The organism is Fulvivirga ulvae (assembly GCF_021389975.1).
Lineage (GTDB): Bacteria > Bacteroidota > Bacteroidia > Cytophagales > Cyclobacteriaceae > Fulvivirga > Fulvivirga ulvae.
The window spans coordinates 116,350-141,529 of the sequence record NZ_CP089981.1; the positions used below are offsets into that span (position 1 = coordinate 116,350).

General features: G+C 43.4%; 22 protein-coding genes and 1 pseudogene. 7 read left to right on the forward strand and 16 right to left on the reverse strand.

The window, feature by feature from the left end; genetic code table 11:
• Positions 1 to 53: 53 nt before the first annotated feature.
• A complete protein-coding gene (locus LVD17_RS00505) occupies positions 54 to 827 on the reverse strand; it encodes a helix-turn-helix domain-containing protein (RefSeq protein WP_233763934.1) in 774 nt (257 codons plus the stop codon).
• 314 nt (positions 828 to 1,141) lie between these two features.
• On the opposite strand from LVD17_RS00505, the gene LVD17_RS00510 reads away from it, so the two are divergent.
• Positions 1,142 to 1,396 (forward strand): hypothetical protein, encoded by a 255-nt coding sequence (locus LVD17_RS00510; protein ID WP_233763936.1) that lies wholly within the window; start codon positions 1,142 to 1,144, stop codon positions 1,394 to 1,396.
• A 250-nt stretch (positions 1,397 to 1,646) separates the two neighbouring features.
• Here the strand turns inward: LVD17_RS00510 and LVD17_RS28635 are convergent.
• The 6 genes and pseudogenes from LVD17_RS28635 to LVD17_RS00535 form a co-directional block, all read right to left on the reverse strand.
• Positions 1,647 to 2,177, reverse strand: a pseudogene (locus LVD17_RS28635) (DUF6584 family protein).
• Complete coding sequence (locus tag LVD17_RS00515) at positions 2,178 to 2,474, reverse strand: hypothetical protein (RefSeq protein ID WP_233763938.1); 297 nt, start codon at positions 2,472 to 2,474, stop codon at positions 2,178 to 2,180. It lies immediately after the preceding pseudogene.
• A gap of 23 nt (positions 2,475 to 2,497) precedes the next feature.
• Positions 2,498 to 3,247 carry a DUF6882 domain-containing protein gene (locus LVD17_RS00520; RefSeq protein ID WP_233763940.1) on the reverse strand — a complete coding sequence of 250 codons (750 nt, stop codon included), beginning with the start codon at positions 3,245 to 3,247 and terminating at the stop codon, positions 2,498 to 2,500.
• A gap of 6 nt (positions 3,248 to 3,253) precedes the next feature.
• Positions 3,254 to 3,469 carry a hypothetical protein gene (locus tag LVD17_RS00525; protein ID WP_233763941.1) on the reverse strand — a complete coding sequence of 72 codons (216 nt, stop codon included), beginning with the start codon at positions 3,467 to 3,469 and terminating at the stop codon, positions 3,254 to 3,256.
• On the reverse strand, positions 3,466 to 4,056 hold the full coding sequence (locus LVD17_RS00530; RefSeq protein ID WP_233763943.1) for a transposase: 591 nt from the start codon (positions 4,054 to 4,056) through the stop codon (positions 3,466 to 3,468). The genes LVD17_RS00525 and LVD17_RS00530 overlap by 4 nt, the downstream gene beginning before the upstream one ends.
• Positions 4,057 to 4,155: 99 nt before the next feature.
• Positions 4,156 to 4,377, reverse strand: coding sequence for a helix-turn-helix domain-containing protein (locus LVD17_RS00535; protein ID WP_233763945.1), 222 nt, complete (start codon positions 4,375 to 4,377; stop codon positions 4,156 to 4,158).
• 291 nt (positions 4,378 to 4,668) lie between these two features.
• Between LVD17_RS00535 and LVD17_RS00540 the strand changes: the two genes are divergently transcribed.
• Positions 4,669 to 5,031: a hypothetical protein gene (locus LVD17_RS00540; protein WP_233763946.1), complete on the forward strand. Its 363-nt coding sequence runs from the start codon at positions 4,669 to 4,671 to the stop codon at positions 5,029 to 5,031.
• A 470-nt stretch (positions 5,032 to 5,501) separates the two neighbouring features.
• Here LVD17_RS00540 and LVD17_RS00545 read toward each other — a convergent pair whose 3' ends face one another.
• Positions 5,502 to 6,581: a ligand-binding sensor domain-containing protein gene (locus LVD17_RS00545; protein WP_233763947.1), complete on the reverse strand. Its 1,080-nt coding sequence runs from the start codon at positions 6,579 to 6,581 to the stop codon at positions 5,502 to 5,504.
• A gap of 135 nt (positions 6,582 to 6,716) precedes the next feature.
• Between LVD17_RS00545 and LVD17_RS00550 the strand changes: the two genes are divergently transcribed.
• Entirely contained in the window at positions 6,717 to 7,619 is a 903-nt protein-coding gene (locus tag LVD17_RS00550; RefSeq protein WP_233763948.1) for a winged helix-turn-helix domain-containing protein, read from the forward strand.
• 516 nt (positions 7,620 to 8,135) lie between these two features.
• Here LVD17_RS00550 and LVD17_RS00555 read toward each other — a convergent pair.
• Positions 8,136 to 8,357: a pinensin family lanthipeptide gene (locus LVD17_RS00555; RefSeq protein ID WP_233763950.1), complete on the reverse strand. Its 222-nt coding sequence runs from the start codon at positions 8,355 to 8,357 to the stop codon at positions 8,136 to 8,138.
• Positions 8,358 to 8,402: 45 nt separating this feature from the next.
• On the opposite strand from LVD17_RS00555, the gene LVD17_RS00560 reads away from it, so the two are divergent.
• Complete coding sequence (locus LVD17_RS00560; protein WP_233763951.1) at positions 8,403 to 8,540, forward strand: hypothetical protein; 138 nt, start codon at positions 8,403 to 8,405, stop codon at positions 8,538 to 8,540.
• 161 nt (positions 8,541 to 8,701) lie between these two features.
• Here the strand turns inward: LVD17_RS00560 and LVD17_RS00565 are convergent, their stop codons facing one another.
• The 3 genes from LVD17_RS00565 to dinB form a co-directional block, all read right to left on the reverse strand.
• Positions 8,702 to 8,851 carry a hypothetical protein gene (locus tag LVD17_RS00565; RefSeq protein WP_233763952.1) on the reverse strand — a complete coding sequence of 50 codons (150 nt, stop codon included), beginning with the start codon at positions 8,849 to 8,851 and terminating at the stop codon, positions 8,702 to 8,704.
• A gap of 200 nt (positions 8,852 to 9,051) precedes the next feature.
• The gene (locus LVD17_RS00570; protein ID WP_233763953.1) at positions 9,052 to 12,039 is read right to left on the reverse strand and encodes a DNA polymerase III subunit alpha; all 2,988 of its coding nucleotides are present in this window, start codon (positions 12,037 to 12,039) and stop codon (positions 9,052 to 9,054) included.
• A gap of 129 nt (positions 12,040 to 12,168) precedes the next feature.
• Positions 12,169 to 13,359 carry a DNA polymerase IV gene (gene dinB, locus LVD17_RS00575; RefSeq protein WP_233763955.1) on the reverse strand — a complete coding sequence of 397 codons (1,191 nt, stop codon included), beginning with the start codon at positions 13,357 to 13,359 and terminating at the stop codon, positions 12,169 to 12,171.
• A gap of 156 nt (positions 13,360 to 13,515) precedes the next feature.
• On the opposite strand from dinB, the gene LVD17_RS00580 reads away from it, so the two are divergent.
• Both LVD17_RS00580 and LVD17_RS00585 read left to right on the forward strand, forming a co-directional pair.
• Positions 13,516 to 14,868: a sensor histidine kinase gene (locus tag LVD17_RS00580; protein WP_233763957.1), complete on the forward strand. Its 1,353-nt coding sequence runs from the start codon at positions 13,516 to 13,518 to the stop codon at positions 14,866 to 14,868.
• A 403-nt stretch (positions 14,869 to 15,271) separates the two neighbouring features.
• Positions 15,272 to 15,832: a transposase gene (locus LVD17_RS00585; RefSeq protein WP_233763959.1), complete on the forward strand. Its 561-nt coding sequence runs from the start codon at positions 15,272 to 15,274 to the stop codon at positions 15,830 to 15,832.
• 915 nt (positions 15,833 to 16,747) lie between these two features.
• Here the strand turns inward: LVD17_RS00585 and LVD17_RS00590 are convergent.
• The 3 genes from LVD17_RS00590 to LVD17_RS00600 form a co-directional block, all read right to left on the reverse strand.
• Positions 16,748 to 19,186 (reverse strand): TonB-dependent receptor, encoded by a 2,439-nt coding sequence (locus LVD17_RS00590; protein ID WP_233763961.1) that lies wholly within the window; start codon positions 19,184 to 19,186, stop codon positions 16,748 to 16,750.
• A 132-nt stretch (positions 19,187 to 19,318) separates the two neighbouring features.
• Positions 19,319 to 20,572 (reverse strand): sensor histidine kinase, encoded by a 1,254-nt coding sequence (locus LVD17_RS00595; protein WP_233763963.1) that lies wholly within the window; start codon positions 20,570 to 20,572, stop codon positions 19,319 to 19,321.
• A gap of 3 nt (positions 20,573 to 20,575) precedes the next feature.
• Positions 20,576 to 21,256, reverse strand: coding sequence for a response regulator transcription factor (locus LVD17_RS00600; RefSeq protein WP_233763965.1), 681 nt, complete (start codon positions 21,254 to 21,256; stop codon positions 20,576 to 20,578).
• Between the two features lie 386 nt (positions 21,257 to 21,642).
• Between LVD17_RS00600 and LVD17_RS00605 the strand changes: the two genes are divergently transcribed.
• Positions 21,643 to 22,821 (forward strand): MFS transporter, encoded by a 1,179-nt coding sequence (locus LVD17_RS00605; protein WP_233763973.1) that lies wholly within the window; start codon positions 21,643 to 21,645, stop codon positions 22,819 to 22,821.
• Between the two features lie 69 nt (positions 22,822 to 22,890).
• Here LVD17_RS00605 and LVD17_RS00610 read toward each other — a convergent pair whose 3' ends face one another.
• Positions 22,891 to 24,900 carry a TonB-dependent receptor plug domain-containing protein gene (locus LVD17_RS00610; protein WP_233763974.1) on the reverse strand — a complete coding sequence of 670 codons (2,010 nt, stop codon included), beginning with the start codon at positions 24,898 to 24,900 and terminating at the stop codon, positions 22,891 to 22,893.
• Between the last annotated feature and the right edge of the window lie 280 nt (positions 24,901 to 25,180).

The window sequence follows — 25,180 nt, forward strand, 5'->3', positions numbered from 1 at the left end:
ATAAAGCAAACTTGGGGAAGATTGAAGGCTAATGATTGTAAAAAATCATTGATTTACCAGTAAGAAGCTGCCCCGAAGAACGCTGTAGGGGTTAGCCCGGTAAAAAGTTTGAACTCTTTATTGAAATGAGGCTGATCGTAAAACCCATGATCCAGGGCAATAGTTGACAAAGACTCTAAAGAAGGGGTTTTACTAATAATCTCATTCATCCGCACAATGCCTGAAAACTGCTTGGCACTGCTTCCCACCACTTTCCTGAACCTCTTCTCGAAGGCATCCTGACTGATACAAAGGTCATTTGTCAGTTTGTTTATTCGCATAGACCCACCGGTAGCATGGATTCTGTTCACAGCTTCTATCACCAGATTATCTGGTTTATAATAGAGCAGCTTTGAGGACAGGAACTTTTCAATAAGCGTGATCATATCCTCAAACTTTTCAGTTTCAGCCAATTGGTCGCTAATTGATGAGATCTCTGATTGTCGAAAAAAATTATCTAAAGAAACACTCTCTTCGAAGAGTTTAAAGATGGGGAGCTTGAAAAATGCCGATGCCCCGGTTTCGGTAAACATTACAATCAAGGCCGCTGTTTTTGGGGCATAATTGATGAGCCGGACGGTTTTCCTCAAGCCGGAGAAAGTTGCTGAGGGCAAGGTTTGTTTATTGTTCTTGTCGAGATAAGCTATCTGGCCTTTAAAACGAAAAGCCAGCGCAAATGAAGTGCCGGGCACTACCCTGTTGATGATCTCATCGTCACTCTCAATGATCCTGTAAGCTTTGATAAATGGCCTGAGCTGGCTGGTAGGCTGGTATTCGGTTAGCTTCATTTATTTTAGCTTTGGCTATACTGTATCCATGATTGACATAATCTGTTTACGGAAATTTTGAGTGTGTCGTTTCAAGATGCAAAGCCTTCCGTAATTAAATAAGGCATAAATACGAGCAAGGGGATTCCTGATATTTTCATTGTACTTCTGCATAAAAATGTACGAAAAAACCTCCTAAATCGTCACCCTGAAATTTCTGTATTGCACCGGAATATGATTACCAAACTTCATAGAAATATTCAGGGTCTCCCGGATATGGGCAGTACCTAAACCTTCAACTACACACTTAATCACGGGCCTCAGGTTCAGAGCAGATGCAAAGTCAATCAGATGCATGTGCTCCAAATGACGCGGAGTCCTCTTCGAGAGACATCCGCGCGGAAGCAGGAAGCAGAAGTATAGCTATAGGCCCGAGCAATGGAATTCCTGATATTTTCATTGTACTTCTGCATAAAAATGAGCGAAAAAACCTCCTAAATCGTCACCCTGAAATTTCTGTATTGCACCGGAATATGATTACCAAACTTCATAGAAATATTCAGGGTCTCCCGGATATGGGCAGTACCTAAACCTTCAACCACACACTTAATCACGGGGCCTCAGGTTCAGAGCAAATGCAAAGTTCAATCAGACGCATGTGCTCCAAATGACGCGGAGTCCTCTTCGAGAGACATCCGCTGGGAAGCAGGAAGCAGAGGTACAGCTATAGGCCCGAGCAAGGAGATTCCTGATATTTTCTTTAAATGTATGCATGAGATCCCGTTTGTCTATGAAAATTCAGGAATGACGGAGATTGTGATAAGCCACTGCTTCACAAAATCAGAAAAGCCAGCCAACAACAGTTATAAAACCGACAAAAATGCAAAAAACTATCAGCAACAGAGCGCTTACCACTCCTAATATTAGTAATCTATCTCTAAACGTAGGTTTATGTTTTCCACCTGGGTTTTTCCCCTCATTCTTCCAAGGTTTGAATGTAGGTACATGGTTTGACTTTGACCTGCTGTTGGCTTCCAGCTCTAGTAACTTAGTTTTTGCATATTCAGGAAGTTTACTTTTATCTCCTCTAAATGTTATATCCCGAAGTACTTGTGTTCAGGAGTAATTCACTGATTTCAAATAAATATCCACGCATTTTTTTATCCGATCTTCAGTTGGTGGAGTAAAAATCCAATACTTTCCAGCAGCATCATAAAACCCCGACTCATAGTAGAGTTCAGCCAATCGCTCCCAAATAAAAATTTCATTTGGATATTGGTTTATCAAATTCCTGAGACGATTTGCAGATTTAAATTTAATCCCTACATCAATGTCTTGCTCTATCTTCTCTATTTTTCGTTGAAGATTCATTTACACCCAGTTATTGTTATCCTCCAAAATTAATCTTTCAAAAACCTCATCAGCATCTTTAAATGTTCGCGTCAAAGGGTATGTAGAGTCAGGATTACTTTTTGATGACCATGTTAAATGCACCATCGCGTATTGAAAGTCAGTGTCAGCCACCTTAAATAGGACATCATCATTATCTTGCCTGCGTGCTATAGTTTTTACTTCTTTTCCATATAGGATATGGCCCACTGAAATCTCCTTTCTAAGCTGCACCTCCAGATTTTCATCGGTATCATGCCATGGTTTAAGAAATTTCATCTTGCCTGAATGCATTTAAGTAGTTATATCTTCCCTCCTAAATTCTTCAGCCTTCCCATATCATCAAATTCCCCGGTGATGGTTTTGCCATCTTTTGAACCTTCAATTTTATCATTTTCCTCCTTTAACTGAAACTCGCGATCAATAAGGTAGTTTATAAATGCAGCTTTGTGGTTTACGTCTATGTTGCTGATTAATTGCGGAAAGCTTGTTAGCATTTTTTCATACCTGTTTTTGTCGATATCCGGAATCTCCTTGCTGTCAATGGTCACTACCAAGGTTCCTTGTCCATAGTTAGCGCAGTAGTATGCTTTGGACTTGAAGAGCCCGCAGGCCGCCATTCCCATTTTGTGTTCAAACCCTTCTTCCACCGAAAAGTGTCCGTCGGTCAATTCAGGTATTTGCTTTTGCTCTCCCAGTTTTTTCAACTCGTTAGACTGTACCAACAGGTTTTCAGGGATACCACTTTTAGCATTGGCCCATCCCCACATCCAAGAAGAGTCGTTAAACGACAGGGAGCCTATAACCTGGACGGGAAACCTCAAGGCATCTCCAAAAGATATTGTACCAGACCCCATATCAAATTGCCACGAGTTCGACCCAATTACATCCCCCAGAATCATCTGCTTTTCGAATGACAACCCGGCATTTTGCTCAAATAATTCTTCAAACGACTGCCCGTCAGATTTTTGATGAGTTTTGAAATCGCTGTTATCAACTTGTACTTTTTCCTCCTGGTTTTCTTTACCAAATAGTTTTTTAAATAGGCTCATTTTTTATCATTTAATGGTTATTACCTTAGTTTTCTGTAGAAAATACTCAATGGAAAGCAACTCTGGAATGGGGTTATAACCTTCCCTGCAGGTTCTCTCGTAGTATTTTGCGTTATACATGGCACCTACTCCGGACACCATACTTCTTACCTTCCCAGCAGAGTCTCTCGCAGAGGACTCTGCGTCATCCCGGAACCATACCTCACCCAAAGAGCTTCTCATAAAGAACGCTGCGTTAAATCAACATCTTCCAATTCCATATAGCTGGTTACAGGATACACTCCCTGCTCTCCTGCAATATAGTAGCTTGCCGAGCTATGCTCATACGCTTCCAACCTACTCGCCAACTGCCATTTACCTTTGCATGGGTTTTCATGTATGTAATTCAACTTTTGCTCTATAAAGTTATGGCTAAGACACTCTTTCCAGTCAAAAGATGGCTCAAAAACCTCGTGTAGCTTTCCTTTTTTCTTCTCGGCCACACTTACATACGATGATAGCTGACCAAGTAGCTGGTCGTTACCGGCTTCCTTGAGTCGTTGGATAATGTCATAGGCCATAAAGCGCTTTCCATTGCCCACTACTTTGTTCAAAGACTGACCGTTGTTTCTGAAGGCTATGAGCAGATGAACATGATTAGGCATTATTACATACCCTAGCAGATAATGTCCCTTACTAATCAGGTAGTCGAACCACTTATACACGGCAGCATAGCCATTGGATAATTCAAACAGGTTCAACCACTTTATACAAGTAAAAGTGATGAAATAGATGCCTTCATGCTCTGGTATGGCGGTTCTGGTGCTCATTGTATGGTTAGTGGTTTTATGGACGCAGAGTCCTCTGCGAGAGACTCTGCTGGGAAATAGGTAAAAATGCTTAGTTCACCTTGCAACTTTTTCAATTCACTATAAATTCAATAATTCACTGAGGGAGATATCCAAACCATTAGCTATCTTCATTAGGGTCAGCAATCTTGGGTTTGTTTTTCCATTTTCAATCATATAAAGCTGGGTTCTCCCGATCTCATGGTCAAAGGCAAATGCCTTTTGTTCATAGTGCTTTTCCTCCCTTAGCTTTCTTATTTTTTCACCCAGTTTGGATAAATATTTCTGTTCTTTCGTGTTCATTATTCCGAATATGAAAAATATTTATTTTATTAGTGTTCGTTATAGCGAACACTAATAAAATAAAGAACATGGAGCCTCAATTATTTTTAAGGCAATTCGGACAGCACGTTAGAAACCTTAGATTAAAAAAGAAAATCTCCACTGAGCAAATGGCAAAGATTTGCTCAATTCCTGAGCTTAAAATTGTTCAACTGGAAAACGGTCAGCTAAACTCCCCAATAGGTTTACTCATAAACATAGCTGAAGCGCTTGAACTTGAATTGCATGAATTATTCTCACCAAATACATAAAATGGAACAAAATCAAATTAAAAGTGACCACATCAACAAAGACCTAACCCTATTTCTCATCAGACGGGAGCTCAAAACCGCAAGTTTCATCCGTGAGTTAAGCCGGTTGGGTTTTGACCCTACTGCTTTTTCTCTGGATCTTGACAGGGCCATCTTATTGCTCGCCGGTTTTCAGGATCATGATGATGACGACCTGCTCAACTGGTACTATCAAATACTGGAAGTTTATAGTGAAAAGCTTAACATAAAGGATGGCACGGCTCTCTATGAATTGGCTTTGGAATTTTATCTGGAGTTGAGGGTTAAACTCAAGGATTGGGAGCAGAAAAGCATGCCGCGTATAATTCTACCAGGGGAGATGTAATGATTATATATGCAGCTCCAAACAAAAAATCCCCCGGAACCTGGTTCTCGGGGGATTTCTGTTGTCTATAGTTGGCTTTAATTGATACAAGTATATAGCTTACCTGTGGGATTGGAAAAAGCAAACAGACCAAGCACAAATATGACGGGTTAAACTGCTAATTATACCTACGAAATGAATTATGATAAGTGCCTGGTAAGCGAAAGCCCATCAGAGAGAATGGAGCTTTAATTCATAATATGCCTTAAACAAAAAATCCTCCGGAACCTGGTTCTCGGAGGATTTCTGTTGTCTATAGTTGGCTTTAATTGATACAAGTATATAGCTTACCCGTGAGACTGGAAAAAACTAACAGACCAAACACAATATGGCAGGTTAAATGGCAAATTATACCTACGAAATGAATACCCCCGGAAGTATGCAGAGTTTTTTGGAGCAGAACTCCGCCGGAGAAATAAGTTTTGTGAGGTTTAACATTTGTCTCTGTTCAGGATATCCCTGGTGATATTAACAAACGTTTTTCTTTCCAACCTGTAGAGGCCTCCTGCTCCGCCAACCCATAATTGTCCCGCCTTGTCTTCAAAAATTGCTTGTACAACTTTAATATTAAGCCCATCCTTTTGTCCAAAATTCGCAAGGTTTGCTCCATCATAGCGATAGACACCAAAGCCTTCTGAAGAGAACCAGATATTGCCTGCCTTATCTTCATATAGCGCCCATACTTCATCGCTACCAATCTCATTTTCAAAAAACCTGGCGAACGACCCTCCATCGTACCGGCTTACTCCGCCATGCATGGAGCTAAACCAGATGTTTCCTTTAGCATCTTCCAAAATACTGACTATACTATTATCACTGAGCCCGTTTTGTTTATTTATGTTCGTGACTGTCTCCCCATCATACTTATATACTCCCTCACCATTCGTTCCAAACCAAAGGTTGCCCATTCTATCTTCTGCAATGCTCCAAACCCAACTCATACCTGATGAAGGCAGCGAAAAAACTTCAAATTTTTCACCATTAAACCGGCATAATCCTCTGGCTGTTCCTACCCATATCATTCCTTTGCTGTCCTGAAATATGCTCCAGGTTTCATCGTCGGCCAGCCCATCTTTTACCGTAAAGTTGCGGAATGACGCTCCATCATACATCGATACTCCCCGATGGGTCGTAAACCACATATTACCTGCTTTGTCTTCCATTATTCCGGTTATCGGCATGCCGCTCAGCCCCTCTTCTGCAGACAGATAGGTAAGCGAGTCGCCATCATAATGAGCTACACCCTGGCTATTGGTACCAAACCAGAGGTGCCCTTTTGTATCTTGAAATATCTTTCTCACATATTCACCAACCTGCAAGTTTTTATTGGTTTTCTCAGGTTTCCAACCCAGATGCCGGGCGATACTGTAATCATCCTGTAAGTTGGCCTGCACAATTTTCGGGGCCGCATCATTTTGTTCTGCCAGATGATTTTTGCTTTGCTCGCTGCATGAGAATATGACCAAAGCCAAAATCAGCACGGGGAAATACATAAGTGTGAGTGTCTTCATGGTTAAATATTTGTTTCGTGATTTTTTTGATAAATGTATCCTGAAGCACTTCCACAAGGTTTAAAAGAAGGTAAAATAGTGTAAAATGAATGTAAAACGTTTCGATACGATGTAAAACCAAATAGCTTTGTAGCAATGACCTCGAGAAATATCATAATCATCCTTTACAGTTTGTTTATATCCACAGCCTATAGCCATACAGATATTAAAGAACGGCACATCAAAGTGGGTATGCGGATGATCGGTGACCAGATCCTGCTCCACTCCGGAGACAGTACCTCCAGAGTTTTGGCTATTGAGAAGGACACGGACCGGTATAAAATTGAATTTGAGTCCGGCTTCAGCTTTACCCCCGAAGCAATGATGGCCATCATCAACGAAGTGGTGACAGAGACTGGTATTGCCACCAGCTATTTGGTGGAAGTAGAAAACTGTGAGACTAAAAAGGTGATCTATAGCTATGAGGTAAGTGATTGGACTACAACAGACCTGATTCCGTGCAAATTAAGAGTGCAGCCTAAAGCTTGTTATAAGTTGTTCGTCACTATTCTGGACTCAAACCCATCAGCCTTATCACTATATAATAGCGCTGTCCCTGCCAAAAAGGCCTCATCGAGTAAAAGTCAGATCGGTTATTTGGGCATTGCAACATCGGTTTTGTTTTGTATTACCATGCTTGGCCTGTTTATCTATTTCAGAAGAGAAAAACAAGTGAGCCCAAAACAAGACCTAAATATGATTCTGATTGGGCAATATAGGTTCGATAAAAAAGCTATGACACTTTCTCTCAAGCATGAGACTACAGAATTGTCAGGCAAGGAAGCTGATTTGCTGTATTTACTATGCAATTCCGAAAACCAGACCCTTACCCGGGAGTATATACTGGAAGTGGTGTGGGGAGACGAGGGTGACTATATAGGTCGTACGCTGGACGTTTTCGTATCAAAACTACGCAAGAAACTCATGGCCGACACCAGTATTAAAATTATCAACATCAGGGGCATAGGGTATAAATTCATAATAGATAACCAGGGGTAAAACCTGAAGCAGCCAGAGTCAAACCTCAAAGGGGAAACGGGATCAAGCTGAATTTCTGGGGAGACCCTAACACTTTCACCTCTTTGCTGATAGACAGTTGTTAATAGCAATCGGCAAAAGCAGTAGGCAAAGGTGTATAATATAACAATAAGCTCGGTTTACTGATTTTCAGCAGCGAGTTTCACTTTAGTTGTTTTACTTTCCAATCCATTTACTCCACAGGTTTAACGTTTGATCCGGGAAATGGTCATCAGCAATTCAAAAAAAGAACCAGAGAAATACTCCCTGGCTCTCAAGCTATAAAGCTCCTAAAGCCATCGACCCAGATTGCTTTAGTGATACAATTGTACCGGTTCCGAAGTGCTCAAAGTGCCTTCAATTGATGAATGACCGTTTTCAATTGACGGATGGGGAATGTGGATTGATAGAATATCTGCAAGAGTTGATGTGAGACAAGAAATTTAGTTTGCACAGTCTGCATGTGAGACTCTGCAAACTAATATAAGAAACCGACTTTTAGCATGCTGTATTTCCCGCAGTTGCCGGACATTCGGCGTCCCAGGTATACAGAGGGTCCTGAATGTTGCACACAAAAGCAATACTCTGAAATGGACAAAGAGCGGAATTAACAATAATGGTTCTACCTCCTCCCTGAGCAGTATTTTGCGCGTCCTTAGGAACTTCTGTTACGAAGCTGTTAACTTTTAAATCGTCGAGTTTTAATTTTGACTTTTTCATAATTGTGAATTTTAGTTGGTAATATTTATCACAATTATAGGGGCTATGGTACATTCAGGAGATGATGGATTAACCTATGCCTGGTTTCAGTTGATCGATAAGGGGTATGGGTTGATGGGGTATTGGAATGAAGGTGTTTTTATAAAACAATCCCCTCTCTGCAAATACGCATTTTTTGGCTAATAATCGTTTTCTGAATGGCAGCTTACAGAGCTAAATTGCGGCTGAGAATTTTTACTAGTACCCATGCTACTTTCCTACCATAATTAAGATTGTGCCTCCGAATGTCGCAGAGTCCTCTGCGAGAGACTCTGCTGGGAAGTAGGGAGGCTTATTCCAAACTATCATCCCCCACATCCATTTTTCTTACAAGTAATTCTTTCATTTGAATTAACCCAGTGTGTTGGATTTTCTGTTGTGTCAAATCCACAACCCGTTTTTCCTCCTTTGTGCCCTGTATGCACCTCATTTGTTGGTGTATGCTTTACTGCCATGACTTGAATTTTTAGATTATAAGATTAAAACCAACTCAAAAGAACACGTTGTCTCCCCATTTCTCAACTAAACTTTCCCAACACTTCGAAATACTTTCCGAAAGTACTTCATCCTTGGGTTAACCAGTTTCTTTGAGTGTCTTTCCTGTTTTAGAAACTGATACCCAATGACAGCGACTCTGCACCATTTACCAAAAAAATCACCGATTACTAATCACCCTCAACACTCCCGTATCATCTGTGTACCTTGGATCATCGATGTAGGGTAGTTTTTCCATGGCAGAGACTTCGAGGGTGCAGAATTCGAACTCTACTACTACTTTACCGGTAATTTTATAGATGCCTTTGCCTCTGAATGGGTGCTTATAGGCTACCTGGGGAAAGTGTACGGTATCGATGAAATGGCCTTTACGGTCTAGGAAGGTGCCGAAGTTCATGCGATCACCTTTGTTTGTACTGGTGTTTTTAATGGCAACGAGATAGCCAAGGATAGTTATTTCCTGGTTGAGGAAATTCATCATGTTACTGGCTTTGTTTACGCTTACTTCGGGTTCATCGCGGAGGAGCATGAACGGATCGCAGAGCGGGAAGCCGAAGAGTTCCATTTCCTCAAAGGCATCTTCAAACTGGTAGGTGTACAGCTTGGGCAGCTTAATTTCCCTGGCCGGTGAATCAAACAATGATGGTACGGGGTTGGTCTTTTTGGTTCTTCCCAGTGCGATATGGGCCTGCCAGAGCAGCTCCTTTTTCGATTTACCGGTAAACCGGAAGCTTCCCGCACGTATAAGCAGGCTCAGTTGCTCCAGCGAGATGAAAACGCGCTTCAAAAAGTCGCTTAGGTTCAGAAATGATCGCTTGCTGCGGGCTCTCAATATATTTTCCATCACCTGTGCTTCCAGGTCTTTGATCAGGTCAAAGCCCAGGTAGATCCTCACGCCCTCTATTACAGCGTAGGCCTCACTTTTGTTGACACATGGAGGTACAATCTCAGCTCCATGCATACGCGCTTCGTGAATATACAGTTCCCTTCGGTAAAAGCCACCTCCATTATTGAGCACACTTACCATATACTCCAGCGGGTAGTGAGCTTTCAGGAAAAGGCTTTGGTAGCTTTCCACCGCATAAGATGCCGAGTGTCCTTTCGCAAAAGCATAACCGGCAAAGCTTTCTATTTGCCGCCATACATCAGCAGCCAGTTCAAAGGAGTGCCCCTCGGCTTTACAGTTGGCAAAATACTTCTCTTTCACCTTTTGAAATTCTTCTCTTGAACGGAACTTCCCTGACATCCCCCGGCGAAGTACGTCGGCCTCACCCAGGTCTAGCTTGGCAAAGTAGTGCGCCACTTTAATTACGTCTTCCTGGTACACCATTACCCCAAAGGTATCAGGCATGATCTTCAACAATACGGGGTGTGCATCTTTCACTCTTTCCTCATCACGAAACCTCAGTATGTACTCACGCATCATCCCCGACTTGGCCACGCCGGGCCTGATGATGGAGCTGGCGGCCACAAGCCCCAGGTAATGGTCTACTCTGAGTTTCTTCAGCAGCATACGCATAGCGGGCGACTCCACATAAAAGCACCCTATGGCCTGCCCCTCCCGCAATATGGCTTTTACCTGCTCATCCACTTTAAAGCGCTTAATGTCATGGATATCGATCTCATCTTCATCAGGCCTGTTCCCTTTGATGATCTCCAGGGTATCTTTGATCTTGCCAAGTCCTCGCTGCCCCAGGATATCAAACTTATACAGTCCTATGTCTTCCGCCACTACCATATCAAAATGGGTAACAGGAAAGCCTTTAGGCGGCAGGCTGGTGGCGGTATAGTTATGGATCGACTTTTCGGCGATTAAAATACCTCCTGCATGTACACTCATATGGCTGGGGAAGCCGGAAATCAACTGCCCGTACCGCAGCACCAATGCCGAGACCTGGTCTACTGCTTCACCGCCATCTGCCAGCCGGTCTATCTCATGGGGGGGAAGACCAAATACTTTGCTAAGCTCGCGCACCATGGCCCGGTACTGAAAAGTGCTATAGGTAGCCAGCAAGGCCACGCCGTTGGGTACCCTTTTGTTGAAGTATTCAAAAATAAACCTTGTTATATCCTCCCTGTCGCGCCATGAAAAATCGATATCGAAATCAGGCGGATTTTTCCGGTACAGATTGATAAACCGCTCAAAGTACAAGTCCAGCTCTATGGGGTCTACATCGGTTATTCGCAACAGGTAAGCTACAATACTGTTGGCTCCGCTGCCTCTGCCAACGTAGAAATAGCCCTTCTTCCGGGCATAACTTACTATTTTGCAGTTGATGAGGAAGTAAGCCAGAAAACCTTTTTGCCGTATGGTAGCCAGTTCATCGTTTATTCTTTTTTTAATATCCTTGCCGGGATTCTCGTAGCGGTACTTCAACCCGCGCATACAGAGCCGGTGCACCAGGCGGTAATCCTCTTCTTCCGACCCGGTATAGGTTTTCATGTTGAGCTGAGCCGTTTCCCCAAACTCAAATGTAATATGGCAACTATCCAGAAGCCGATGGGCATTATCAACCAGCACCCCAAACTCTTCATACTTTCCTTTCAGCTCCGCAGCGGGCATCATCTGGTGGTGAGGTTTGCCTTCCTCTGTTTTAGGCAGTTTGCTCAGCAGGGTATTATTATCGATGGCCCTCAACAGGCGATGGGCATTATAATCCCTCTTTTTACGGAAAGTAACGGTTTGCAATGCCACCAGCTTCTCCGGCCTGTTCTTCCACGGAGAAAATCGCAGCCGCATAATATCTTCAGGGCTTACTCCTATAAACTCGTTTTCCTTCAAATCTCCTCCGGTAAAGCCTGAGAATGGATAGATTACGTAAGCATGTTCAAAGGCAGGTGCCCTGGAGGGAATATCTTCTTTTTCATGCAAATACCATGAAATACACTCATTAAGCTCTCTGAAACCCTCATTGTTTTTAGCAATCCCTACAAACTGTTGCTGTGCCCCATTCCTGAAATCAATCCCCAACACAGGCCTGACCCCGTATTTCTCCGAGAGCCGCACAAAGTTCAGGCATCCTGCCGTAGAGTTAATATCCGTCAACGTCAAGCACTCAACCCCCAGCCGCTTCGCCTCCACCAGCAGCTCCCCAGGACTGATGGCCCCGTATTTAAAGCTATAGTATGTGTGGTTGTTTAAGTACATTTGCTGGTTGCTGGTTTTCCGATCCCCTTTTACAATTACCAAACTACTGATCACTGGTTACTGCTTACCATTTACTGTCTACGCTTCCTGTTCACCGAATACCGAACCCCAAAAAGCTTCCCGGCTCCCCTACGCCCTCCGGTTAGGCAAAAGTGGTGGTGGCTCTCCGCGGAAGGGGTTGAACCGGCTGATGGTTTTAGCTTCTATGCCGGCGGCTCGCATCACGCTTCTGTCGCCATGTTTATCCCTCACTTTGTCCATAGCCTGGTATAGGTTGATCATCTCTGTTGCATCCTCAAACAGGTTGATCTGATAGCCTCCATTTACCAAATGGCTGAACCGCACTCCTATCAGGCGAACCAGAAGACGCTTGTTGTATAGCTTGTCAAACAGCTCCAATACTTTGGGTATGAGAACGTGGTCTGCCGAGGTATAGGGAATACGGTTTTGCAGGGTATGGGTATTGAAATCAGAATACCGGACCTTAACCGTTACGCATGAGGTGAGCTTCTCTCCTCTCCTAAGCTGGAAGGCCAGGTTTTCTGCCATTGCCAGTAGTATGCCTTTCAGTTTGACCACATCTATGGTGTCCCTGTCAAAAGTCCGCTCAGTGGAAATGGATTTACGCTCTGAATAGGGAATCACCAGCGAACGGTCAATGCCATTGGCTTTTTCCCAAATAGTGACACCATTCTTCCCAAACACCTTTTCCATCAGCTCCATAGGCATCTCCTGGATGGTCTGTATTTTTCTGATACCGAGGTCTCGCAAGGCATGATAGGTCTTCTCCCCTACCATCGGTATTTTGGTAACCGAAAGCGGGCCGAGGAAGGCTTTTTCCAAACCATAATCGACTTTGAGCTGATTATTGGGTTTGGCCTCTCCGGTAGCCACTTTGGAAACTGTTTTGTTTTCAGACAAACCAAACGAAATGGGCAGCCCGGTTTCCTTTATTATTTTCTTACGCAGCTCTGAGGCCAGCATCAGGCTGTTGAAAAAGCGGTCCATTCCGGAAAGGTCTACATAAAACTCATCAATAGAAGTCTTTTCGTACAGCGGTACACTTTCCTTGATGATCTCCGTCACCTCCTCAGATTTTTTAGAGTATGTGCCGGCATTACCTTTAATAATGATTGCCTCCGGGCATAGCTGACGGGCCAGTTTCATGGGCATGGCAGAATGGACTCCGAACTTTCTGGCTTCGTAGCTACACGATGCCACGACCCCCCGATCAGTAGTCCCTCCTATGAGGATGGGCTTACCTATAAGCTTATCATCAATAAGCCTTTCGCAGGAAACGAAAAAGGTATCAAGGTCCATATGTAAAATCGAGCGTTCTGCCATAAAATTGCGATCCGTATCATTTACAAATATAGCATCTTGAGACTAAATATAATAGCTAATACTAATATTTTTAGTATTATAAATATTGAGAGATTTACGCTAGTTTTAAGCCTTTAAGTGCCGACCCAAGAGATGAGGTTTTACAAAAAATTTACTTTTAAAGTTGCAGCCAGGCTTTTCATGATCCTTGCGGTTATGGCTGCTTTTGCCCTGATCTTTGGAGATGACAGGTTATTCTTTAATCAAATCATCCTGTTTATAATACTTGCTGTACAGGTAGTGGAGCTGCTAAGGTTCATCAACCATACCAACCGGGAGCTGGCAAAATTCCTCCTGGCCATAAAATACCGGGATTTTTCGATCAACTTCAGCAAAAGCAAGATCGGGCAGTCGTTTGAAGAACTCAATGAGGCATTTACCGAGATCATCGATATTTACAAGAATGTAAAAATGGAGCATGAAGGCCAGTTTCATTATCTGAAAATGGTGGTCAGCAACATCAATATCGGCATCATATCTCTTGAGAATAATGAAAATATCGTATTGATCAACAAACCGGCAGAGCAGGTGCTGCATGCTGAGGGTGTTAAAAACTGGAAGATACTGAAAGCCAAGCAGCCGTCGTTCGTGCAGGAAATTGATGCCATTGGCGATACCGGCCGCAGGCTGATCAACATCGATGCCCATGGTGAAACCCGGACGCTTTCTGTAGATGTGAACTCAATGATCATGCTCAACAAAAGCTATAAACTGATCACTTTTCAGGATATCAAAGGGGAAATAGAACAAACAGAGATAGAGGCATGGCATAAACTCATCCGGATACTTACCCACGAGATTATGAACAGCGCCACTCCCATCTCTTCCCTTACCGAAACCATGCAGACCATGCTGGAAAAAGATGGGCAGCAGAAGCCTTTGGAGGAGTTGGATGAGGAAACCATTGAAGACCTTCGCTTTTCACTAAAAACCATCAAAAAGCGTAGTGATGGAATGGTTTCTTTTATTGATGACTACCGGAAGCTGACCAAAGTAGCCAAGCCGAAACTTGAGCCTGTACCGATGCAGGAGCTGTTTAACACCATCGAAAACCTGATGAGCAGCGAGCTGGACAAAGCAAATATCCGGTTTGAATCACAAATCGATAACGTCAGTACCATACAAATGGACAGCCACCTGATCGAACAGGTACTAATCAACCTGGTCACCAACAGCATCCATGCGCTGGAAGGGGTGCCCAACCCCGCCATACATTTAAAGGCTTATCAGGATTATGACAAGCAGGTGGTTGAGGTTCAGGACAATGGCTCAGGTATCCCTCAAAAAGAGCTTAACCAAATATTTGTACCCTTCTTCTCCACCAAAAAGCATGGCTCCGGCATCGGCCTGAGCCTCTCCAAACAGATCATGCATTTACACGGCGGCAACATCAAAGTAAGCTCTGAACCTGGTAAGGGCACGGTGATTAAGTTGTTTTTTAGGTAGGCTTATGTGATGTGAGAGGTATGTGTAGTTTCATAAATGGACTGTCGGGGACAGACCATGGAGAGAAGCTTATTTGATCTTGCCACCCAAAAACGTTGATGGTTCCCTGACAGGCACCTTCAACGGCTAAATCTCCATTTGAATATTAAAACTGTTTTGAAAGCATTGCCGGATAGTTGGGTGTGGTACTTAACGGTTTGCTGATGATCTGTCGGGGGACAGATCATGGGGGAAGGAAAAGAAACCGATCTGTATGAAGAGGAGATTTCTTTATCAAAACGGTACTAAAATCCAAACCGGTGCCTGTCCCCTGACAGGCGCCTTTCTTCATTCAGAGGACACTTTCTCAAAAAAGCATTTTTAAAAATTTGTATCCATTAAATTATAATTCACATATTGCCTCATGCAAGAACATTTGGCCACTTCGAAACGAAACTCCCACATGGAACTTAATGAGGTCTACTTCTGGACCAATACTATAAAAGACTGGAAGTATCTGCTAAAAAAGGATAAATACAAGAAGGTCATAATTGATCAACTCCAGTGGCTGGTGGAAAGAAAAAAAATTGCGGTATATGGCTTTGTCATCATGCCAAATCATTTGCATATACTGTGGGAAATGCTTGAGAAAAATGGAAAGGAAATGCCTCATGCCTCTTTCAATAAATGGACTTCAAGTCAGTTCTTAAAAGATCTTAGGGTTAATCACCCTAATGTAATACCTTACTTTGAAGAAAAAACCCCCGAAAGGAATCATAGGTTTTGGCAAAGAAATGCGCTGGCCATATTGATGGATTCCAAACCAAAGCTTGAGCAAAAGCTTGATTATCTCCATTTAAACCCTCTTCAGGAACATTGGAGTCTCGCTATTCAACCTGAGGATTATTACTGGTCATCCGTCTCTTTTTATATGACTGAAAAAGATAATTTCGGTTTTTTAACACATTACATGGACCGGATGTAACTGATAAGGCAAGAGTAACATGCTTTGAGTCATATGATCTGTCGGGGGACAGATCATGGGGGGTATTTCTGTATCTTTCATCAGTTTCCCAAACCGGTGCCGGTCCCCTGACAGGCACCTTCTATGGCTAAATCTCCATAGAAATATTAAAACTATTTTGAAAGCATAGACCAGGTGGATGGGTGTAGTACTTAACGGCTTGCAGATGATCTGTCGGGGGACAGATCATGGGGGATATTTCGGTATCTTTCACCAGTTTCCCAAACCGGTGCCGGTCTCCTGACAGGCACCTCCTATGGCTAAATCTTCATGAAAATATTAAAACTATTTTGAAAGTATAGACCAGGTGGATGAGTGTAGTACTTAACGGCTTGCAGATGATCTGTCGGGGGACAGATCATGGGGGGTATTTTTGTATCTTTCATCAGTTTACCAAACCGGTGCCGGTCTCCTGACAGGCACCTCCTATGGCTAAATCTTCATGAAAATATTAAAACTATTTTGAAAGTATAGACCAGGTGGATGAGTGTAGTACTTAACGGCTTGCAGATGATCTGTCGGGGGACAGATCATGGGGGGTATTTCGGTATCTTTCATCAGTTTCCCAAACCGGTGCCGGTCCCCTGACAGGCACCTTCTAAGGCTAATCTTCATGGAAATATTAAAACTATTTTTGAAAGCATAGACCAGGTGGATGAGTGTAGTACTTAACGGCTTGCAGATGATCTGTCGGGGGACAGATCATGGGGGATCATGAAAAAGGGAGCTTGACCTCTAAAAAAACAAAAAGGCCTGCCGTGAAGCAGACCCTGGGGACTATTTATTCCCTTTAGCACCTCTCCTTAAAATGCATGGAAATATATTATTTAGCCCCGAATATTGATGGCTGTATGCCGCCGGTATGTTTCTCAGTCGTTAAAATCCGTCATCTCCGCCAAAATCACCTCCTCTTTCTCCATTACCTCTTTCACGGGTCTTCTTCTGCTTTAAGCGATAGGTGAATGTTGCCGTTACCTGCCTGGCTCTCCATTGGAACTCTGACTCCTGATAAAGGTCTTCCGTAATGGTCTCTGACCTCCATTTTCTGGAATTGAGAAGGTCGCGCACGTTGAGTACTATAGTGCCTTTACCTTTAAATATGTCTTTACTCAATCCCATATCGATCATGTAGAAGGCTTTTGTTCTGCCCTGGGTGCTGTTTTGCGGGGCTCTGTAGTGGCCGCTGACCTGGTAGTCAAGTACGCCAAACAGTGTCATCTTGGAGGTAACTCTGGCTGACATGGTATAGGTGTCGTTTGACAGATCTTGCTCCTGGTACTGCCCTTTGGTCTCGGAGCGGTAAAAGTTGGCACTACCATTCAGCTTCCACCATTTGCCTACATCTTTAGATGCTGTAAACTCCACGCCATAAGCATCACGGCTATTCAGGTTTAGTGGCACGGCATAGGTAATGCTATCTTCTACATAACGAATCCTGTCGATCACACCGGTGGAGTGGCGGTAGTAGAAGCTTGTAAACAATGATGCAGAATTCCAATTTTTCAAATAGCCGATTTCATAGGCATCGGTATACTCAGGGTCAAGGTCAGGGTTTCCTGTTCTTATGTTACGCGAATCTGTAAAATTTGAAAAAGGGTTGAGGCTCCAGAAACCGGGACGGTCGAGTCTTCTGCTGTAGCTGGCCTGTAATGAGTTTTGATTTTTAAGCTCGTAGGTTACATGCGCACTGGGGAAGAGACCCGTATAGTTTTTATCATTTTTAAGATCATCCTGCACCAGTTCGGTAGTGATATCGGTGATCTCAGTTCTAAGGCCAATCTGATATGAAAATTTATTCATTTTATTGCCATAGATAGCATATACCGCATGGATGTTTTCATCGTAGTTAAAGTCATTGGTAAAACCTTCCAGTGTTACAAACTGCCCATCCTCATTGAGTTGCTCTACAATATAAGCATTATCAATTTTCCTGAATGAGCCGCGGTATCCGGCCTCCACCTTGGCATTTTTTCCAATAGGATGTATATAATCGGTTTGCAACAGTAGGTTGCTTTCAAACTCATCGTTTAATGACTGCTGAAAAACATCTGGTTCAAATACCTCACCAGGCAATGGCACCAATCCTTGTCTTTGCTCAGCATCTTCCACTTCGCTACTTTCCCTGTACTGAACATCTGCTGTAAGCTTATGCTTTTCGTTGCTAAATGTTTTGGTATAGTTTAATGAAAACTCAATATTCTCTTCATCTTCCAGCTCATCATCAAGTCTTTGGGTTCTGGCTACGAGATTGCGGTTAATATCATAATCGGTGTAAAACAGTTCCGTCTCGTTCTCTTCATCAGAGATACGATAAAGTGCTGCTACTGTGATGGTATTTTTATCGTTAAGATAGAAGTCAGAACCAAACCTGAAATTGTTGGATATGCCTCCACGGGTCCGATCCCTGTCGATGTCAGTGTAGTATGTTGTATCTTCTTTGTAGAATATCTGATTGGCAAATCCTGAACCCGGGCTTTTTCTGTAGTCGATGCCATAGTTGGCAAACAGGTTCATCCATTTTTTACGGTAGTTGACATTAAATGAAAGTCCGTAGTTATCGGGATATCCGGCATTGGCACTGAATGAACCGTTGACACCATCGTTATTATCTTTTTTCAGAATGATGTTAATAATACCGGCATTACCCTGAGCCTCATATTTGGCAGATGGATTGGTTACCACTTCTACACGCTCAATAAGATTCCCTTGTAGCTGCCTCAAGGCATCGGTGCTGCTGATGCCTACCAGTCCTGATGGTTTGCCGTTGATGAGTACCCTTACGTTGCCACTTCCGCGAAGGCTTACATTACCTTCAATGTCTACACTCACGGAAGGGATGTTGTCCAGTATATCTGCGGCACTGGCCCCTGTATTGCTCAGGTCCTGCCCCACATTAAACACACGCTTATCAAGCTCCATTACCATCTGGCTCTTCTCCCCTGTTATCACTACTTCATCCAGAGTTTCTGCATCGGGGCTGAGTTTGACTACACCCAGATCTTTACCTCCCGGCTCGAGGGTGACATTGAAACTTTTGGATACATAAGAAATGAATTGTATCTGTACGATATATTTCCCTGGCCTGCCTTTTACTGAAAATTTCCCATTGGCATCAGTGATCCCTCCATCCACGAGGGTACTGTCTGAGGCTTTTAATAAACTGACCGATGCGTATTCCAGTGGAGCACCTGATTCGGTATCCATAACAGTACCGGTTACTGCAGGAGGCTGTCCTGCTCCCTGATAATCCCCTCTCTGCGCAAACGACGCGGTAACTGCAAAAAATGCTAATAACAGTAAAAATTGTTGTTTCATGTATTTAATTTATGTCTTGAGTTTTTGAGAATCACGCTCAACTACACCTGCCTTCCCCTATGGTTGTTAACTACAAAACTAGATCACAGGTTTGATTTAAATATGTATGAAATCTGAAGTAATTCTGAAGTTTTAAAATATCACCTCGATCGTATGGTCAGGGTCCTGATATTGATAAGAAATATCAAACGAACTCACTTCACATATTTTCTTTACAATGGACAAACCCAGGCCTACAGACTCTTTGCTCTGGTTATCCTTTTTGAAGCGCTCAAAGAGGGAGCCCGGATCAGATTTAAGGGCCCCGCCTGTATTACTGATCAAGAGCCTCGTATGGGTTAACACTACATGGATCCGGCCCTCTTCATAATTATGCCTGATGGCGTTTTGCAGAAGGTTGGTTACCATAATAGCCGCCAGGGTACTATCCATATTCACTTTTACATGCTCCTGTATCTCTGACTCAATTTTTATGGATTTGAGGTCAGCGAGTTCTTTGAAATCAAACAGCAGTTTTAATAAAAGCTCACTGAGATTGATCTCTTCGGTACTTTCAAACTCCTTGTTTTCAATTTTGGTCAGCAGCGACAAGGCTTTACCCATCCTGGAAAGACGCTGTACCGACCCCTGAGCCGACATGATCAGTGCAACCTGCTCATCCGTGAGGTTATCCGACTCCATGAGCAGCTCGAGTTTACCATTGGCAATGGAGAGCGGCGTCTGCATTTCATGTGATGCATTCTCGGTAAATTCCTTTAATGACTGGTAGTCAGTCTGGATCTTCTCAGTCATTTCTTCTACAAACTTATTAAGCTTGTCAAATTCTTTGGTGTCCGATTTTTTATACTTAATGGGATTGTTTTTTCTAAGGCTAAAGTTTTTGATGTGCTCCAGGGTGATGTTAAAAGGTTTTAACAGGAAGGCCGAAGCCACCCAACTCAGGATAAGCACCACTACAAGAAGTAGTAAGTATACCTTCACCAGGGCTTCGTTTACCCCTTCGGCAATGTCATCTTCTTCAACAATAAGGTCATAAAGGGTAATTTTATAATACTGCTGCCCCACTTTTTTAACTACATCCAGTTTATTGTGAGGCTCCATACGCTGCAGCGTACTATGCATCACTACGGTATCCGAAAAAGCTATTTCCGTTTCCTCGCCTCTGGCACCAAGAGGTATGATCTTTATTTTGTCACGTTCAAAAGGCTTATGTAGCATTCTGCGCTCGATCATTCTGATGGCAAAGTCCAGCCGTTCCCTCAAAAACCGCTGCTCCTCATAGATGACTTCCCGCATAATGATCTGATGGGTGATAATGCCCCCGATCAGGAATACCACCAGTGAGATCAGCAGGTAAAGCAGTGTGATTTTGAATATCAGTTTCATGTGCTAGATATTAGGGTTGAATTTATACCCCGAGCCATACATAGTCTGTATGTAATCATGGCCACCTGCCTGTACTATTTTTTTCCTCAGGTTTTTGATGTGCTGGTAAACAAAGTCAAAAGAATCGACCGAATCCATGTAATCGCCCCAGAGATGTTCGGCAATGGACTGCTTGGTGAGCACCCTGCTTTTATTGACGATCATGTAGAGCAGCATCTCGTATTCCTTCCGGGTAAGGTCGAGGTACTGGTCATTGACCTTGACCTCCATGGTATCGGTGTTGAGGCTTATTTCATTAAATATGATGTCATGTGCCCCACCCAGGTGCCTCCTCCGGTAAATGGCTTTTAACCTTGCATTCAGCTCAGACAAATGGAAAGGCTTGGGCAGATAATCATCAGCACCCAGGTCAAGGCCCTGGATCTTGTCATCCAAAGCATTTTTGGCCGACAGTATCAGTACTCCGGCATCGGCATTTTGCTGCTTAATGAACCTGAGGATATCCAGTCCGTCCCCATCCGGCAGCATGAGGTCGAGCATGATAATGTCGTACTCAAATCCGGAAAGTTTATTGATTGCTTTTTGATAGCTGTTACACCACTCACACACGTAGCCTTCCTTGGCCAGGTATGATATTACATTGCTGGCAAGCTCGGCATGATCTTCTACTAATAACAGTTTCATCTACTTACTGCGGCTTTTATGCACTGAGCATCTTTCAGTGCCATTGAGCCTGTTGTTTTAATTTTTGTTTACATTCAAATATATCAATAGTTTCTGAAGAGATTTTGAAGCGCTCCGTGCTTGTGGCTGTTCAGGGTCAATGCTGTGGAGTGAGTGAATCGGAAAAGCAAGAAGTCTCAACGTAAAGTTACCAAGAGAAACAAAATAAAAACCGCGCCTACTGCTATTTCATCCTACTTTGCCAACTGCTTTTGCCTGTTGCTATTCACTACTGCTCGTCAAACATAGAGGTGAAAAGCTAGAGTCTCCTCAGAAATTCTGCTTGATCCTGGCCAGTTTTGGCTTATTGACAAAATACATTAATTTTCGGCTTTAAGCTACAAGCATTGAAAGACTCCCATTCACGCCCCGGTTATGTTTTGCCGATCATTGTTATCGCTCAGTTTGCAGGTACATCGCTATGGTTTGCCGGTAATGCTATTTTACCTGATCTGGATAAGGCACTATCACTCCCTGCCAATGCGCTTGGCATCATTACCTCCGCTGTCCAGCTTGGGTTTATTGCCGGCACACTTACTTTTGCCTTTCTTACTATTGCAGACCGTTTTTCACCTTCAAAAGTATTTTTCACCTGTGCCCTGCTTGGCAGTATTTTCAACCTCGGCCCTCTCTTTTCTACCGGTTATGAGGTGATCCTCTCTTTCCGGTTTATTACAGGCTTCTTCCTTGCCGGAATATACCCAATTGGTATGAAGATCGCTTCTGACTGGCATGAGAAAGGGCTCGGCAAAGCTTTGGGGTACCTGGTGGGTGCCCTGGTACTGGGTACTGCCTTTCCGCACCTGATCAGGGACCTTACGGGTGGCCTGCCATGGAAGTATATACTGATAACCACTTCATCGGCAGCCGTTATGGGCGGTGTGGCCATATTGGCCGGCGTTGGTGACGGGCCGTTCAGAAAGCGGGGAAGCAAGTTTGATTTAAGTATAATATTTAAACTTTTCAGGCATAATAATTTCAGAAATGCCGCTTTCGGATACTTCGGCCATATGTGGGAGCTTTATGCCTTTTGGGCTTTTATCCCGTTTATATTGAGGCACTACAATGAGTCAGCAGGCACTGATCTGAATGTACCGCTATGGTCTTTTATAACCATCGGTGCCGGATCATTATCATGCGCTATAGGAGGCCACATCGCCATGAGATTTGGCAGTAAAAAAGTTGCTTTCGCAGCTCTGGCTTTGTCTGGTATCTGTTGTCTTTTGTCTCCGCTACTGTACATGGTTCCGGTTGGTCTTTTTATCTTGACCCTTTCGATTTGGGGCATGGCCGTGGTGGCTGACTCCCCTCAGTTCTCAACCCTGGTAGCTCAAACGGCCGACAAGGCTTACATTGGTACCGGACTTACCGTGGTCAACAGCCTTGGCTTTGCCATCACCATTGTCAGTATTCAGTTATTGACCTGGCTTGATTCGCTTATCACCCCTGATTTCTTATTTATTATATTGCTTGTTGGTCCGGCTTTTGGATTGGTTCACCTGGGCAGGGTAGGAACGGAAAAATAAAAAAAGGAGCCTCCTCAGTTCAATAACCTTAAACATCAAACATCATCCTTGGAGGCCCCTTTCAACTAATCAACTAAATTTAAGTCTGTATTTCAACCTCACCACTATCTCCCTGCCCGCAGCAGGGAGGGGTGAATGCCCACTGTTGTACGGTTGTATGTAAGCATAGTCATTGTCAGTCAGATTATAAACTCCTGCTCCGGCTGTCAGTCCCTGGGTAAACAGGTCTTTGTATTGAAAGTAAAGATTTGCGAATACCACAGGATCGAAAGTGGCCAGTACCGGGTTGTCATTGGTATCTGCAATTACGAATCCTGCCCGCTCTCCCAGGTAAGTAACGGAGGGGCTGAAAGTAAGTTTCTTAGTCAGCAAGAATGATCCGAAAAGATTGGCTTTGCTCTGGGCGAAACCCAATAGTTTATCTTCGTCCCCGGGCACATTGTAAGATGCCACTTTGTTGTCTCCATGGGCTGTATAATAAGAATAGTTAAAGCCCATCGATCCCCAGGTATCTTTATACTTATATTCCAGCTCTATACCCCGGGTGCCTGTTTCATCATAATTTTCATAGCCTTCCGCATCGGTATCGCTATCATAGAAGTAAACAATCGGGTCTTCGATCTTTATGTCGAAGAAATTTGCTGTAAGAGCCATTTTAGAGGTAAGCTGATACCCGGCTTCCAGCTCAAAAACCGTAGTGAGCTCAGGTTCAATATCAGGGTTAGGATCGATATTTTGAATACTCGGCGCCCTGAAAGCCTGGCTAAGCAGCAGCTTGCCATGGAATCTGTCAATTACTTTGGTAACGCCAATTCTCGGCACAAATGAATCACCGAACTGCTCATGGTTATTATAACGTGCACCTACAGTAACATTGGCAAACCCCAATTTGAACAACCCCTGTCCATAAGCGCTGAAATTATAAAACTCTACGTCGGTGCTATTAGTGATTTCATACTCATAGCCAGGTACCGACTCCCCTTTGTCTACATAGTACTGCATACCTGCTATCACATTAATTTTGGGTGTGAAGTTGACATTCAGCACCAAGTCTCCCAAGGTTTGTTCTACCGTTTTGTCAGCAAAAACACCTGCGTAGTCATTCTCGTCCAACTGCCGGGCCACTGCACTGTTTGTAAGCCATGGTTGCTGGTTTTTATATTGGACCTTCGGGGTCAGCTTCACCTTGTCAGAGACCTTATAATCATACTTGACCTCAGCATACACGCCTTTGAAATGCATATCTACGGGCACCGGCATAGCCGCATCGAAAAGGTCGCGCTGCTGTATCTGGTAGTCTTCGTATATCAGCCGTATACCCAGTCCTTTGTATGACAATCCACTATTGATATGCAGGTTTTTTAGTTCGGAGTTATCCTTCATGTCGTAAGAGTCTCCATAGAAATCAGTATAAGTTCTGTCACTTCTGTTTCCCTGTCCTACTGTTAATTTAGCATCAAATGCCACATCTCCGGCACTTCTGCCTACCATCACAGTCCCTTCTGCCCTGCCTAGCGCATCCGGCAACTGCCCGTATGTGCCTGCTACGCTAACACCGTTAAGGGCCTTTCCTTTTTTAGTGATAATATTAATCACACCCAGCTCCGCGTAACCACCATAAATAGCAGACCCCGGACCTCTGATAATTTCGATTCTCTCTATTTGCTCCAATGGAAAGTGGTTACCTAACTGTGTGGTCGCAAAACTTCTTTCGTTCATCTCCTGACCATCAAGTTGTATCAGGATTTTGCCTTCATGGCCCCAGTTACCTCTCGCCCCTACTCCTATCACCCCCTGTACATCCACACCAAACTCAAAACCGGGGATCATGCGCAATACATCGATCAGGTCACGCGCACCGGATCTCGCTATTTCATCTGCCGTGATCAGGTTAACAATACCCGGAGACTCTCTTGTCGACAATGCTTCGGTTGAAGCCACCGTAATGGTCAGATTCATAAGCTCGTCTAATGACATCGAAAAGTAATCGGTAGTATCCGATTCATTTTGGGCATGGGTTTGAAATGACGTTATTAGAAAAATGGCTAAAATCAAAGAGGAAATGGAAGAGTTTTTCATAATATTAAGGGGTTAAATTATAAACAATACTCTCCAATCAATATACAAAAAGATAAGGGGAATCCGAAGCCAGATTATTAGAAAAGTAATATGAATATTTCATTATGCCCAAACATTATCCACCAAAGAGGGGCAAAATTCAATATTCGAGGTATGGATTACAATTTAAACCCCTCTTATTAAGAAGGTTATCTAGTTTATTCGAACCAACAGTTTTATGAAAATCAGCACTTATATTATAGATGCCTTTACGGATGAAGCTTTCAAGGAAACCCCACAG